Annotated in this window: 13 protein-coding genes and 1 other RNA gene; 9 read left to right on the top strand and 5 right to left on the bottom strand. The window is 67.3% G+C overall.

What is annotated here, in order from left to right:
• Positions 1-50: 50 nt before the first annotated feature.
• The 9 genes from ffs (at position 51) to FWJ24_RS02965 (ending at position 6,708) form a co-directional block, all read left to right on the top strand.
• Positions 51-146, top strand: an RNA gene (gene ffs, locus FWJ24_RS03005) — signal recognition particle sRNA small type.
• Between the two features lie 57 nt (positions 147-203).
• A complete protein-coding gene (locus tag FWJ24_RS03000) occupies positions 204-2,027 on the top strand; it encodes a DNA polymerase III subunit gamma/tau (protein ID WP_150286279.1) in 1,824 nt (607 codons plus the stop codon).
• Positions 2,028-2,049: 22 nt separating this feature from the next.
• Positions 2,050-2,373, top strand: coding sequence for a YbaB/EbfC family nucleoid-associated protein (locus FWJ24_RS02995; protein ID WP_150286278.1), 324 nt, complete (start codon positions 2,050-2,052; stop codon positions 2,371-2,373).
• 44 nt (positions 2,374-2,417) lie between these two features.
• Positions 2,418-3,023, top strand: coding sequence for a recombination mediator RecR (gene recR, locus FWJ24_RS02990; protein ID WP_150286277.1), 606 nt, complete (start codon positions 2,418-2,420; stop codon positions 3,021-3,023).
• Between the two features lie 9 nt (positions 3,024-3,032).
• Complete coding sequence (locus FWJ24_RS02985) at positions 3,033-3,773, top strand: pyrimidine 5'-nucleotidase (protein WP_150286276.1); 741 nt, start codon at positions 3,033-3,035, stop codon at positions 3,771-3,773.
• Between the two features lie 58 nt (positions 3,774-3,831).
• Positions 3,832-4,680, top strand: coding sequence for a 2,3,4,5-tetrahydropyridine-2,6-dicarboxylate N-succinyltransferase (gene dapD, locus FWJ24_RS02980; protein WP_150286275.1), 849 nt, complete (start codon positions 3,832-3,834; stop codon positions 4,678-4,680).
• A 91-nt stretch (positions 4,681-4,771) separates the two neighbouring features.
• Entirely contained in the window at positions 4,772-5,599 is an 828-nt protein-coding gene (locus tag FWJ24_RS02975) for a tellurite resistance TerB family protein (protein WP_246155481.1), read from the top strand.
• An 18-nt stretch (positions 5,600-5,617) separates the two neighbouring features.
• Positions 5,618-6,217, top strand: coding sequence for a permease (locus tag FWJ24_RS02970; protein WP_150286274.1), 600 nt, complete (start codon positions 5,618-5,620; stop codon positions 6,215-6,217).
• Positions 6,214-6,708: a hypothetical protein gene (locus FWJ24_RS02965; protein ID WP_150286273.1), complete on the top strand. Its 495-nt coding sequence runs from the start codon at positions 6,214-6,216 to the stop codon at positions 6,706-6,708. Before FWJ24_RS02970 ends, FWJ24_RS02965 begins: the two co-directional genes overlap by 4 nt.
• A 3-nt stretch (positions 6,709-6,711) precedes the next feature.
• On the opposite strand, the gene FWJ24_RS02960 is transcribed toward FWJ24_RS02965, so the two are convergent.
• The 5 genes from FWJ24_RS02960 to FWJ24_RS02940 form a co-directional block, all read right to left on the bottom strand.
• Entirely contained in the window at positions 6,712-7,536 is an 825-nt protein-coding gene (locus FWJ24_RS02960) for an ABC transporter ATP-binding protein (protein WP_206110771.1), read from the bottom strand.
• A 104-nt stretch (positions 7,537-7,640) separates the two neighbouring features.
• Positions 7,641-8,957 carry an ABC transporter substrate-binding protein gene (locus FWJ24_RS02955; RefSeq protein WP_150286271.1) on the bottom strand — a complete coding sequence of 439 codons (1,317 nt, stop codon included), beginning with the start codon at positions 8,955-8,957 and terminating at the stop codon, positions 7,641-7,643.
• Positions 8,958-9,052: 95 nt separating this feature from the next.
• A complete protein-coding gene (locus FWJ24_RS02950; RefSeq protein ID WP_150286270.1) occupies positions 9,053-10,132 on the bottom strand; it encodes a branched-chain amino acid ABC transporter permease in 1,080 nt (359 codons plus the stop codon).
• 13 nt (positions 10,133-10,145) lie between these two features.
• Positions 10,146-11,102: a branched-chain amino acid ABC transporter permease gene (locus tag FWJ24_RS02945; RefSeq protein ID WP_206110770.1), complete on the bottom strand. Its 957-nt coding sequence runs from the start codon at positions 11,100-11,102 to the stop codon at positions 10,146-10,148.
• A gap of 14 nt (positions 11,103-11,116) precedes the next feature.
• Positions 11,117-11,911 (bottom strand): ABC transporter ATP-binding protein, encoded by a 795-nt coding sequence (locus FWJ24_RS02940; RefSeq protein WP_150286269.1) that lies wholly within the window; start codon positions 11,909-11,911, stop codon positions 11,117-11,119.
• Between the last annotated feature and the right edge of the window lie 3 nt (positions 11,912-11,914).

Here is an 11,914-nt window from a genome sequence, read left to right as displayed (position 1 = left end):
TCCCCAGCCGGCACTTGTTTTCACGCGCCGGATCGCCGATATAGCGCGTGGGAGGTTGGCGATGGACGCATCCCTCGCCAACCGGGTCAGGTCCGGAAGGAAGCAGCCCTAACGAGACCGGGCGGGTCATTGTTCCAGCCTCCCACCTCGCTTTTGCCTCGCGCGCCCCCGCTGGCCGTCTTGATGGGTGAGGCCGCAGCCGGATGGCAGCCGACGATATCTCCCTCGATCCTGGCCCGGCCGCCGCAGCGGGCGCCTATCGCGTGCTGGCGCGCAAATACCGCCCGCAGAGCTTCATGGATCTGATCGGCCAGGAGCCGATGGTGCGGACGCTCCGCAACGCCTTCGCCACCGGCCGCATCCATCAGGCCTATATCTTCACCGGCGTCCGCGGCGTCGGCAAGACGACGACCGCGCGGATCCTCGCCCGCGCGCTCAACTACGAAACCGAGACGATCCGCCAGCCTGCGATCGACATGCCCGAGCCGGGCCTGCATTGCCAGGCGATCATGGAAAGCCGGCATGTCGACGTGATCGAGATGGACGCGGCCTCCAACACCTCGATCGACAATGTGCGCGAGATCATCGAGGCGGCGCGCTACAAGCCGGTCTCGGCGCGCACCAAGGTCTACATTATCGACGAGGTTCACATGCTGTCGAAGGCGGCCTTCAACGGCCTGCTCAAGACGCTCGAGGAACCGCCTCCGCATGTGAAGTTCCTGTTCGCCACCACCGAGATCCGCAAGGTGCCGGTGACGGTGCTCTCGCGCTGCCAGCGCTTCGACCTGCGCCGCATCGAGATGCCGGCGATGATCGCCTATCTCGACCGCATCGCGGAAGCCGAGGCCGTCCGGGTCGAGCCGGAGGCGATGGCCCTCATCGCGCGGGCCTCGGAAGGCTCGATGCGCGACGCGCTCTCCCTGCTCGATCAGGTGATCGCGCATGGCGGCGGCGCGGTGCGCGCCGAGGAGGTCCGCGCCGCGTTGGGCCTCGCCGATCGCGCCCGGGTCATCGATCTGTTCGAGGCGCTGATGCGGGGCGAGATCGCCGCTGCGCTCGAGGAATTCGCAAGCCAATACGATTCCGGCGCCGACCCGGCCGCGATCATCACCGATCTTGCGGAATTCGTGCATGTCGTGACGCGGCTCAAGCTCGTGCCGGACGCCGCGAGGGATCCTGCGCTCAGCGAGACGGAGCGGCGACGCGGTGGCGAATTCGCGAAAGCGCTCCCGATCCGCGCGCTGACCATGGCCTGGCAGATCCTGCTCAAGGGCATCGGCGAGGTGCAGGCCGCGGCGCGGCCGCGAATCGCCGCCGAGATGGTGCTCGTGCGCCTCGCCTATGCGGCCGAGCTGCCGAGCCCGGCGGAGGTGATCCGCGAACTGAAGGGCGGGGCTGCTGCCTCCGCCACGTCGCGGGCGCCCGTTCCTTCGGCCGGCGAGCCCCGCGGCATGGCACCGCAGCAGCAGGCCGGCGCCACGCCGCCCCGGCTGGTCTCGGATCGCGGCGCCATGCGCGTCGAGGCGCCCGCCCATGCCGAACCTCTCGCCCGCGCCGAGGCAACCCTGCCCGCCCCGGCGCTGCCGGGCTCGCTGCCCGAGATCGTCGCCTTGGCCGAGCGCCATCGCGACATCCGCCTCCAGACCGCGCTCGAACGCGATATCCGCGTCGTCGCCTTCGAGCCCGGCCGGATCGAGATCGCGCTGCTTCCGGCCGCCGAGGCCGATCTCCCGAACCGCCTCGCCAAGGCGCTGCTCGACTGGACGGGAACCCGCTGGGGCATCTCGATCGCGCGCGAGCCCGCCCCCGATTCCCGCGTACCTACCCTGCGCGAGGCGCGGGAAGCCGAACGCCAGGCCGGACGCGCCGGCGTGCAGAACAACCCGGCGGTGCGCGCGGTGCTCGACCGGTTCCCCGGTGCCGAGATCACCGCCGTGCGCGAGCCGGCCGCCGCCGACCACCTCGCGGCGCCCGACGATGCGCCCGCCGGCGAGGATGCCGCCACGTTCACCGAGGACGATCTCTGATGAAAGGGAGACTGCAACCGCCATGCGCGACCTGATGGGCATGATGAAGGAAATGGCCGGGCTCAAGGCCAAGATGGAGGCGATGCAGGCCGAGCTTGACGCTACCCTTGTCGAAGGGCGAGCCGGGGCCGGGCTGGTCATGGTGACGCTCACGGCCAAGGGCGCGCTGCGCGCGGTTTCGATCGACCCCACACTGATGAAGGCGGAGGAGAAGGAGATCCTCGAGGATCTGATCGTCGCGGCCCATGCCGATGCGCGAACCAGGATGGAGAGCGTCATCGCCGAAAAGACACAGGGGCTGATGGGCGGGCTGCCGCTGCCGCCCGGCTTCAAGCTGCCCTTCTGACCAGTGCGCGCCCCGGCGCGACGGATAAACGACCCGAAACCCGCATGGCCCAATCCCTCGCCGGCCCCGAAATCGAACGGCTGATCCAGCTTCTCGCGCGCCTGCCCGGCCTCGGCCCGCGCTCGGCGCGGCGCGCGGTGCTGCACCTGATGCGCAAGCGCGAGGAACTGCTCGCCCCGCTGGCGGAGGCGATGCGCGTTGCCGCGGAGCGGATCGTCACCTGCTCGACCTGCGGCAATCTCGACACCGCCGATCCCTGCACGCTCTGCCGCGACCCGCGCCGCGACCGCTCGATCATCGTGGTGGTGGAAAGCGTCGGCGATCTCTGGGCGCTGGAGCGCGCCGGGGCGCTGCGGGCGGATTACCACGTGCTCGGCGCGACGCTCTCGCCCTTCGACGCCATCGGCCCCGAGGATCTCGCGCTGCCGCGTCTTGTCGAGCGCGCCACCCGGCCGGAGGTGCGGGAGGTGATCCTCGCGCTCAACGCCACGGTCGAGGGCCAGACAACGGCGCATTACATCACCGACCTGCTCGGCGAGGCCGGAGTGACGGTGACGCGGCTGGCCCATGGCGTGCCGGTGGGCGGGGAACTCGATTATCTCGACGAGGGCACGCTCTCGGCCGCGCTGCTGAGCCGGACCGGGATCTGAGCGCCCGCCATGGCTGTTCAACAAAACCCGGCCGATCCCGCACTCGCGCAGCGTTTCACCGCGGTCGAGAGCTGGATCTTCGATCTCGACAACACGCTCTATCCGCCCCATGCCGATCTCTGGCCGAAGGTGGACCAGAAGATCACGGCCTATGTCTCGAACCTGCTCGGGGTCGACGGGCTGACGGCGCGCGCCCTCCAGAAATATTATTACCAGGCCCATGGCACGACGCTGAACGGATTGATGCGCGAGCACGCGATCGACCCGCACGATTTCCTCGATTTCGTGCACGACATCGACCGTTCGAACCTGCCGGCCGATGCGCGCCTCGCCGATGCCATCGCGCGGCTGCCGGGACGGAAATTCGTGTTCACCAACGGCTCGCGCCGCCATGCCGAGGAGACGATGCGTCAGCTCGGCATCGACCATCTCTTCGCCGACGTGTTCGACATCGTCGCCTCGCGCTTCACGCCGAAGCCGGCGCGCGAGACCTATGAACGCTTCCTCGCGACGCATGCGATCGCCCCGGCCGCGGCGGCGATGTTCGAGGATATCCCGCGCAATCTCGACGTGCCGGTACAGCTCGGCATGCGCACCGTGCTGGTGGTGCCGGATGCGCGCGGCGACCACAAGGAGGATTGGGAGCGCCTGGGCGTGGCCGCGCCGCGCCCGATCTTCGATGCGATCACCGCGGACCTGCCGCGCTTCCTCGATCTGCTCGCCGCGGCGCTGCCCCGTCGCCCCGCTTGACAACCACATCCCGATCCCGGACCAGAACCGCCGAACCGGAGACCTTGAAGGAGCCGCCATGTCGCTCGCCGCCACCATCGATGCCGCCTGGGAAAACCGGGCCGAGATCAGCCCCGCCACCCGCGGCGCGGTGCGCGAAGCGGTGGAGGAGGCCCTGGCCGGGCTCGATTCCGGCCGCCTGCGCGTCGCCGAGCGCCGGCCCGGCCAATCCGGCCCCGCAGCCTGGATTGTCCATCAATGGCTGAAGAAGGCCGTTCTGCTCTCCTTCCGCCTCAATGACATGGCGCCGATCCCTGGTGGTCCCGGCGGCGCGACCTGGTGGGACAAGGTGGACTCGAAATTCGCCGGCATGGATCCGGCCGCGTTCCAGACCGCCGGGTTCCGCGCCGTCCCGAACTGCGTCGTGCGCCGCTCGGCCTATATCGGGAAATCCGTGGTGCTGATGCCGAGCTTCGTCAATGTCGGCGCCTATGTCGACGAGGGCACGATGGTCGATACCTGGGCGACCGTCGGGTCCTGCGCGCAGATCGGCCGGAACGTGCATCTCTCGGGCGGCGTCGGCATCGGCGGCGTGCTGGAGCCGTTGCAGGCGAACCCGACCATCATCGAGGACAATTGCTTCATCGGCGCGCGCTCCGAGGTCGTCGAGGGGGTGATCGTCGGCGAGGGCTCGGTGATCGCGATGGGCGTCTTCATCTCGGCCTCGACCAAGATCATCGACCGCAACACCGGCGCGGTGCATATCGGCCATGTGCCGCCCTATTCGGTCGTCGTCTCCGGCAACCTGCCGGGCCGCCCGCTGCCGGACGGAACGCCCGGCCCCTCGACCTATTGCGCGGTGATCGTCAAGACCGTCGATGCCCAGACGCGCTCCAAGACCGGAATCAACGAGCTGCTGCGCGATTGACGCCGCGCCGGTTCCGCACCGTCATCATCTTGCCATCGCGCTTCGTCACCCCAGATCCCGTCAGCGGAATTGAAACGAAAGGGTGAACTCGATGTTTGACGCGCGCAAGCTGCTCGACATGCTCGTCCAGTCGGGATCCGGAGGCGCGTCGGGCCTCGGGCAGATCGGGGCCGTGGTCGGCCAGGTGCTCAACCAGGCGACGGCCGGCATGAGCCAGGCCGCAGGCCAGATCGATGCCGCGACCGGCGCCTCGCAGCGCGCCTCGGACATGGTCACCCAATCCACGGGCCGCACCCCGTCGGATTTCATCGCCCAGGCGAAGGACCTGGCGGCGCGCAACCAGCTCGCGACCGGCGCGGCGCTCGGCGGCCTCGCCGCCGTGCTGCTCGGCACGGAAGGCGGCCGGAAGCTCACCGCCGGCGCGGCGAAGATGGGGGGGCTCGCGCTGATCGGAGGGCTCGCCTACAAAGCCTTCCAGAACTACCAGGCCGGCAAGCCGCTGCTCGACCTTCAGGACGCCGCGTCCGGACCGACCCCGGCCGCCCTGCCTGCCCCGGCCGACGAGCAGGGGCATGCGCTCCGCCTGGTGCGGGCGATGATCGCCGCGGCCTCCGCGGACGGCATCGTCGACGCCACCGAACGCGCGGCAATCGCCGGCAACCTCAAGGCGGCGGGCCTCGACCAGGAGGCCGCCGCCTTCCTGGAGCAGGAATTCGCCAACCCGGCCGATCTCGCAACCTTGGCCGCGGGCATCGCCACGCCCGAGGAGGCCGCGCAGGTCTATGCCGCCGCGCGCCTCGCCATCGATCCCGACCGGCAGGAGGAGAAGGATTTTCTCGCCGCGCTGGCCACGACGCTGCGGATCGAACCGGGCCTCGTCGCGCATATCGATGCCGCGGCGCAATCGGCCAAGGTCTGAGCCGGGATCTCGCCGGCCTTGCCCGCTGAACCACCCGCCTCGCGCTTCCGTGGCCTGCTGCGCCTCGATTGGGGGCTCGCCATGGTGGCGGGCCTGTCCTTCGGCGCGGCCGGCTATGTGTTTGCGACCGAAGGCGGCAGCGTCGCGCTTCGCATCCTGGCGGAGGATCTCTGGCTCTTCGCCGCGATCCTGCCCAAGGTGGCGCTCGGCTGCCTGATCGGCGCGCTGATCCGGCTGCTGATCGCGCGCGAGACCATCGAGCGCTTCGTCGGCGAGGGCTCCGGGCTGCTCGGCCTCGGGCTCGCGGCGCTGATCGGCATGCTCTTCCCGGCCGGCCCGTTCACGATCTTCCCGCTGGCGGCGGTGCTGCTGACATCGGGAGCGGATCGCGGCGCGGCAATCGCCTTCATTTCCGCCTGGCTGCTCGTCGGCATCAACCGCGCGATCATCTGGGAAATGCCGTTCTTCGGGCCGGATTTCGTGCTGTTCCGCTTCCTGATCTCGCTGCCGCTGCCGGTCCTGCTCGGGCTTCTCGCCCGCGCGCCGGTTCTCGATCGTATCGCACCGCGCACGGCGAAGGCGCCGCCGGCCGGCAACGGCGGTGAGGCCGGATCGTGATCGTTCTCGGCTTCACGCTTCTGCTGGCGGCGATCACGATCCTGCTCTCCGGCATCGCCCTGCGGCGCGGCCGCTCCACCTTCATCAAGGGGCTGGAGGACGCGCAGGGCCAGTTCCTGCATCTGCTGCCGCGGCTGATGATCGGCATTCTCGGCTCGGGCTTCCTTGCGCATCTGATGCCGAAGGAGACCGTTCTCGCCTGGTTCGGCCCGGATTCCGGCTTCACCGGCACGCTTCTCGCGAGCCTTGCCGGCGTGCTGACGCCGGGCGGCCCGGTGGTCGGCTATGCGCTCGGCGCCGCGGCGCTGAAGGCCGGCGCCGATTTCGCGCAGGTGATCGCCTATGTAACCGCCTGGTCGCTGCTGACGCTGAACCGCATCATCACCTGGGAGATGCCGTCCATGCCGGGGCGGCTGGTGGCGCTGCGCTGCCTGGTATCGCTGCCCTTCCCCTTCCTCGCCGCCTGGGTGACGATGGCCCTGCGCGGATAGGGCTCAGGCGAGCCAGCGCTTGCGCCGCTTGTAGCTCTTGACCTCCCGGAACGACTTGCGGTCCCCCTCCGAGACGCCGAGATAGAATTCCTTGACGTCCTCGTTCTCGCGCAGGGACTGGGCGTCGCCATCCATGACGATGCGGCCGGTCTCCATGATGTAGCCATAGGTCGCGTATTTCAGCGCCATGTTGGTGTTCTGCTCGGCGAGCAGGAACGAGACGCCCTCCTTGGCGTTGAGATCCTTCACGATCTCGAAGATCTCCTCGACGATCTGCGGCGCGAGGCCCATCGAGGGCTCGTCGAGCAGGATCATCTTCGGCCGGCTCATCAGCGCCCGGCCGATGGCGCACATCTGCTGCTCGCCGCCGGACGTGTAGCCCGCCATGGATTTCATCCGCTGCCGCAGGCGCGGGAAATAGGCATAGACCATCTCCATGTCGCGCTTGATGGCGCCCTGGCCGTCCCGCCGCGTGAAGGCGCCGGTGAGCAGGTTCTCCTCGATGGTCAGATGGCCGAAGCAATGCCGGCCCTCCATGACCTGGATGCAGCCGCGGCGGACGAGATCCGCCGGGCTCATCGCGTCGACCCGTTCGCCCTCGAAGACGATCGAGCCCTTGGTGACATCGCCGCGCTCGGCCCTGAGCAGGTTCGAGACCGCCTTGAGCGTCGTGGTCTTGCCGGCGCCGTTGGCGCCGAGCAGCGCCACGATGCCGCCGCGCGGCACCGTGAGCGACACGCCCTTGAGCACGAGGATCACGTGATCGTAGATCACCTCGATATTGTTGACCGAGAGGATCGGCTCGGCGGTTTCATGCGCGGCGGACATGGGATTCTCCGGGCGGGCCATTGGCAATGGGCAGTCGGCGATCGTCTGACCGGGGTTCGGGCCGAGCCCGATTGCCCGTTTCCGATTGCCGACTGTCGTTTTCGTTACGCGCCCTTCTCGCAGGGCTCGGTGCGCTGTGGCCAGCCGGTGTTCTTGGCGACGTAATCCTTCGCCTCGGCCTCGATCAGCGGCCGGACGATGTTCTTGATCGGCTCCATCCAGTCCGATGCCTTGACGTATTTCGTGCCATCCCATTGCGAGACGAACACCCGGTTATGGCCGTTGTGATCGTTGCAGGCGATCTTCACCGGATTGGCGAAGCCTTCCATGCCGATCTCCTTGAGCCGCGCCTCGGTGAGGTTCAGCGCCTCGAGCCCGCGCCGGACATCCTCGCCCGTCACCGCCTTCTTGCCGGTGATCTTCTGCGCGGTGCGCACGGCCTCGGCGATCAGCATCGAGTTGTAGACGCCGCGATTGTAGAGATTCTCGCCGACCTGCTCGCGCTTGCCCTGGCTCAGCCCCTTGTCATGGACATGCTTGAGAATGTCTTGCATCACCGGGAAATTGGCGCCGGTATTGTGGAAGTTCAGCGTCTTGTAGCCCTTGGCGGCGGCTTCGCCCGCGCGGGCATCGTCATCCCCGCCGGCCCACCAGACGCCGACGAGCCTGTCGATCGGGAAGCCGTTCTTGATCGCTTCCTTGACCGCCGTCGGGTTCATCGCCCCCCAGCCCTGGTTGTAGATCCAGTCGACGCGGTCGCGCCGGATGGCAAGCCATTGCGAGGATTGGTTCTGCATCTGCGCGGCCGGAACCGGATAGAGCTTCAGATTGAAGCCGTATTCCTTGGAGAGCGCCTCGAGCACGGGGATCGGCTCCTTGCCGAACGGCGCATCGAGATGCAGGAGCCCGATCGTCTTGCCCTTGATGTTGCCGCCCTCGGTGGCGAGCACATGCTTCACGAACACCGAGGCGCCGTCCCAATAGGTCGCCGGCGGGTTGAAGATCCACGGGAAGTTCGTCCCGTCCGCCGAAGCCGAGAGCCCATAGGCCATCGACAGGACCGGAACCTTGTCCACCGCCGCCTTGGGAATGAGCTGGAGCGTGGTGCCGGTCGAATACGGGTTCACGATGACCGGCTTCTTGCCCTTCATCGATTCATAGCACTCGACACCCTTCTTGGTGTCGTAGCCGGTCTCGCATTCCTCGATGACGATTTTCGCGCCTCCGATGCCGCCGTCGCGCTGGTTGAGCATCTCGAGATAGTCGCGCATGCCGTTGGCGATATGGATGCCCGACCCCGCGAAAGGGCCGGTGCGGTAGGTGAGCAGCGGGACATAGATCGAATCCTGCGCCGCCGCCGGCACCGCGAACGCGGCGAAGGTCGCCGCGGCAAGTGCCGTGAGGGTCAGATTGGTCTTCATCGGCCTTTCCTCCTTGTGTCCGCCCCTCGCGGGAGGCGGTTCGGTTGATCTTGCGCGCCCGGGAGCCGGGCAACAAGATGGTGTTGCGCCGCGCCTCAATAGGGGAACGGCCAGGTTCGCAGCTTCTGCTTCATGATCTGCCAGAGCCGCGCGAGCCCGTGCGGCTCGACGATCAAGAAAAAGATGATCAGCCCGCCCACGAAAAGGTGGTTGATATGCTCGGCGGTGGCGCCGCCGAGCGGCACGCCGAGCGCCGGGAGGCCGAATTTCAGGATGATCGGCACCACGTTCAGGAGCGCCGCCCCGAGGAAGCAGCCGATCAGCGAGCCGAGCCCGCCGATGATCACCATGAACAGGATGTTGAAGCTCTGATTGATGTTGAAGGCGTCGCTGGCCTCGCCACCGCCATACCAGAGGAACATCATCACCGCGCCGGCAACGCCGCAATAGAAGGAGGAGAGCGCGAAGGCCATCAGCTTCGCCGGCAGCAGCCGGATGCCCATGAGTTCCGCCGCGATATCCATGTCGCGCACCGCCATGAAGGTGCGGCCGATCCGCCCATGCAGGATGTTCGAGGCCACCCAGGTCAGCAGCACGACAAGCCCGAGAATGACGAGATAGCGCGTCGTCGGCGTCGCCGTGGCACCGGTGACCGGAATGCCGAGCAGCGTCCGCGTGGGAACCTCGATCGCGCCGGAGGCGGCGTAATTGTAGAGCCAGGGGATGCGGACGAAGCACCATTCGAGGAAGAATTGCGCCGCGAGCGTCGCCACCGCGAGATAGAAGCCCTTGATCCGCAGCGAAGGCAGCCCGAACACCGCGCCGATGGCAGCGGAAAAGAAGCCCGAGACCAGGATCCACACGACGATGTTCACGCCGGGAAAGGCCGTCGTCAGCTTGTAGCAGGCATAGGCGCCCACCCCCATGAAGGCGCCGGTGCCGAGCGAGATCAGCCCGGTATAGCCGGTGATGATGTTGAGCCCCATCGCCGCGAGGCTGAAGACGAGGAACGGGATCATCACCGACGACAGGAAGAAATTGGACCCAAAGGCCGGGATGAAACCCGCCGCGACGACGAGGATCACGGCGAGGCCGATCCGGTCCTGAAGGATCGGGAACACCGCCATGTCCGCGGCATAGGTCTTCTTGAACTGGCCGGTCTCGCGGTAGAGCATGCTGTTCCGTCCCTCAGATCCGCTCGATGATCTTGTCGCCGAAAAGGCCCTGCGGCCGCACCATCAGGAAGGCGAGCGCGATGACATAGGCGACCCAGTTCTCGATGCCGCCGCCGACCAGCGGCCCCCAGTAGAATTCGCCGAGCTTCTCGCCGAGGCCGATGATCAGCCCGCCGACGATCGCGCCGGGAATCGAGGTGAAGCCGCCGAGGATGAGCACCGGCAGCGCCTTGAGCGCGATGACCTGGAGCGCGAAGGAGACATCCGAGCGCGCGCCCCACATGATGCCGGTGATGAGCGCGACGATGCCGGCCGCGAACCAGACGATGACCCAGATCTGGTTCAGCGAGATGCCGACCGAAAGCGCCGCCTTGTGGCTGTCGGCAACCGCGCGCAGCGCCCGGCCGATGCGCGTATACTGGAAGAACAGGGCGAGCCCGGCGATCATCAGCGAGGCGATGAGCGCTGCCGCGATGTCGATCTTCTGGAAGGTCACGCGACCGCCCAGCACCGCCACGTCGATGGCGCCGCGCGGGATGAACAATTCCTCGGTGATCATCTGCTTCGGCTCGCCGCCGAAGATGAATTCCCCGAGTCCGATCAGCACATAGGTCAGCCCGAAGGTCGCCATGAACAGGATGATGTCCGGCTGGTTGACCAGCGGCCGCAGCACCACGCGCTCAACCGCCATCGCGAGCAGCGCCATGACCCCGAGCGTCAACGCCACCGCCAGCCAGGCCGGCACGCCCTTCTCGTGGAAGCCGACCAGCGTCAGCGCCGCGAACACCACCATGATGCCCTGCGCGAAGTTGAACACGCCGGATGCCTTGAAGATCAGCACGAAACCGAGCGCGATCAGCGCGTAGAGCACGCCGGAGACGAGCCCCTCCCAAAGGGTCTGCACCAGCAGATCCGGCGCGGCGCGCATCTGGAGGAAGGGATCGACGAAGACGTTGAAGAGGATGTCCATCACGCAGCCTCCCCTCAATGCGCCACGCCGAGATAGGCGTCGATGACCTTCTGGTCGGCCTTGACCTCATCGGGTGTGCCGTCGGCGATCTTGCGGCCGTATTCGAGCACGACGACACGGTCGGACAGGTCCATGACGACGCCCATGTCGTGCTCGATCAGCGCGATCGTGGTGCCGTATTGCTCCTTCACGTCGAGGATGAAGCGGCACATGTCCTCCTTCTCCTCGAGGTTCATGCCAGCCATCGGCTCGTCCAGCAGCAGCAATTCCGGCTCCATCGCCAGCGCGCGGCCGAGTTCGACGCGCTTCTGCAAACCGTAGGGCAGCTTGCCCACCGGCACCTTGCGGATATGCTCGATCTCCAGGAAATCGATGATCTCCTCGACGAATTTGCGGTGCTCGATCTCCTCGGCCATGGCCGGACCGTGCCGCCACAATTGCCAGAAGAAGGAGCGGCGCATCTTCAGCGTCCGCCCGATCATGATGTTGTCGAGCGTCGTCATGCCCTTGAACAGCGCGACATTCTGGAAGGTGCGCGCGATGCCCTGGCTCGCCGCCACATGCGGGCGCATCTTCGTCCGCGTCGCGCCGCGATAGGTGATCCGGCCGTCCTGAGGATGGTAGAACCCGTTGATCACATTGAGCATCGAGGTCTTGCCGGCGCCGTTGGGGCCGATGATGGCCCGCACCTCGCCCTTGCGGATATCGAAGGAGACGTCGGTGATCGCCTTCACCCCGCCGAAGCGCAGCGACACGTTCTCGACCGCAAGCAGCGTCGCGCCGGGTTCGATGGTCTGGATTTGACGCATGAT

Origin of the sequence: Rhabdaerophilum calidifontis (genome assembly GCF_008641065.1) — a bacterium.
In the GTDB taxonomy this organism is placed as follows: Bacteria; Pseudomonadota; Alphaproteobacteria; order Rhizobiales; family Beijerinckiaceae; genus Rhabdaerophilum; species Rhabdaerophilum calidifontis.
The sequence above is the reverse complement of the archived record's forward strand: the minus strand, read 5'-3'. Positions and strand labels throughout refer to the sequence as shown.